Source organism: Halomonas ventosae, from assembly GCF_004361885.1.
Classification (GTDB): domain Bacteria; phylum Pseudomonadota; class Gammaproteobacteria; order Pseudomonadales; family Halomonadaceae; genus Halomonas; species Halomonas ventosae_C.
Genome location: NZ_SNWH01000051.1, coordinates 1 through 2345 on the forward strand (window position 1 = coordinate 1; position 2345 = coordinate 2345).

A 2345-nucleotide genomic window follows, 5' to 3' on the forward strand; every position below is an offset into this window, starting at 1 on the left:
TTCTCGCCGTCGAAGGCGTAGTAGCCGGCGTCGTTGCTACCTGGGCTGAAGGTCACTTGGCCGCCACCGGCGGTCAGGGCGCCGTCTTCTTCGTCGCTCGCCGTGAACGTCGCCATGGTTTGGCCCGCCACGGCGTCGTTTTCGTTGAACGCGGGTTCGGCAGTGACCGCGATCGTCGGGCCGTCGTTCTGCGCTACATAGCTCGGGGTATCGCTATCTTGGGTCGTGGCGTTGGCGCTGTCGGTGGCAGTCAGGCTCACCGCGGGCAGCTCGGTGCCGGCGTTGATGGCGTCGACACCGGCCTGGGTGAGCACCACGTCCTCGCCGTCGAAGGCGTAGTAGCCGGCGTCGTTGCTGCCTGGGCTGAAGGTGACTTGACCGGCACTGGCGGTAAGCGCGCCGTCTTCTTCGTCACTGGCGCTGAAGGTGGCGACGCTCTGGCCCGCCACGGCGTCGTTTTCGTTGAACGCAGGCGCCGCGGTCACGTCGATGGTCGGGCCGTCGTTCTGCGCTACATAGCTCGGGGTATCGCTATCTTGGGTCGTGGCGTTGGCGCTGTCGGTGGCGGTCAGGCTCACCGCGGGCAGCTCGGTGCCGGCGTTGATGGCGTCGACACCGGCCTGGGTGAGCACCACGTTCTCGCCGTCGAAGGCGTAGTAGCCGGCGTCGTTGCTACCTGGGCTGAAGGTCACTTGGCCGCCACCGGCGGTCAGGGCGCCGTCTTCTTCGTCGCTCGCCGTGAACGTCGCCATGGTTTGGCCCGCCACGGCGTCATTTTCGTTGAACGCGGGTTCGGCAGTGACCGCGATCGTCGGGCCGTCGTTCTGGGCGGTATAAGTCGGCGTCGCCGCGGCATTGGCGGTGGCGTTGGCGCTGTCGGTGGCAGTCAGGCTCACCGCGGGCAGCTCGGTGCCGGCGTTGATGGCGTCGACACCGGCCTGGGTGAGCACCACGTTCTCGCCGTCGAAGGCGTAGTAACCGTCGTTATTCGTGCCCGGCGTGAAGGTCACTTGGCCGCCACCGGCGGTCAGGGCGCCGTCTTCTTCGTCGCTCGCCGTGAACGTCGCCATGGTTTGGCCCGCTACGGCGTCGTTTTCGTTGAACGCGGGTTCGGCAGTGACCGCGATGGTCGGGCCGTCGTTCTGGGCAGTATAAGTCGGCGTCGCCGCGGCATTGGCGGTGGCGTTGGCGCTGTCGGTGGCGGTCAGGCTCACCGCGGGCAGCTCGGTGCCGGCGTTGATGGCGTCGACGCCGGCCTGGGTGAGCACCACGTTCTCGCCGTCGAAGGCGTAGTAGCCGGCGTCGTTGCTACCTGGGCTGAAGGTCACTTGGCCGCCACCGGCGGTCAGGGCGCCGTCTTCTTCGTCGCTCGCCGTGAACGTCGCCATGGTTTGGCCCGCCACGGCGTCGTTTTCGTTGAACGCGGGTTCGGCAGTGACCGCGATGGTCGGGCCGTCGTTCTGGGCAGTATAAGTCGGCGTCGCCGCGGCATTGGCGGTGGCGTTGGCGCTGTCGGTGGCGGTCAGGCTCACCGCGGGCAGCTCGGTGCCGGCGTTGATGGCATCGACGCCAGCCTGGGTGAGCACCACGTTCTCGCCGTCGAAGGCGTAGTAGCCGGTGTCGTTGCTGCCTGAGGTGAAGTCAACGCCCCCGTTAGCCACGGTCAGGGCGCCGTCTTCTTCGTCACTCGCCGTGAACGTCGCCACGCTCTGGCCCGCCACGGCGTCGTTTTCGTTGAACGCGGGCGCCGCGGTCACCGCGATCGTCGGGCCGTCGTTCTGCGCTACATAGCTCGGGGTATCGCTATCTTGGGTCGTGGCGTTGGCGCTGTCGGTGGCAGTCAGGTTCACCGCGGGAAGCTCGGTGCCGGCGTTGATGGCGTCGACACCGGCCTGGGTGAGCACCACGTTCTCGCCGTCGAAGGCGTAGTAACCGTCGTTATTCGTGCCCGGCGTGAAGGTCACTTGGCCGCCACCGGCGGTCAGGGCGCCGTCTTCTTCGTCGCTCGCCGTGAACGTCGCCATGGTTTGGCCCGCCACGGCGTCGTTTTCGTTGAACGCGGGTTCGGCAGTGACCGCGATCGTCGGGCCGTCGTTCTGGGCGGTATAAGTCGGCGTCGCGGCGGCATGGGCGGTGGCGTTGGCGCTGTCGGTGGCAGTCAGGTTCACCGCGGGCAGCTCGGTGCCGGCGTTGATGGCGTCGACACCGGCCTGGGTGAGCACCACGTTCTCGCCGTCGAAGGCGTAGTAACCGGCGTCGTTGCTGCCTGGGCTGAAGGTGACTTGACCGGCACTGGCGGTAAGCGCGCCGTCTTCTTCGTCACTGGCGCTGAAGGTGGCGACGCT

Annotated in this window: 1 protein-coding gene; it reads right to left on the reverse strand. The window is 67.5% G+C overall.

All coding sequences use genetic code 11. The features are described 5' to 3' along the window. A partial coding sequence (locus tag DFO68_RS15595) for a beta strand repeat-containing protein (protein WP_166637595.1) occupies positions 1-2345 on the reverse strand: 2345 nt, incomplete at both ends.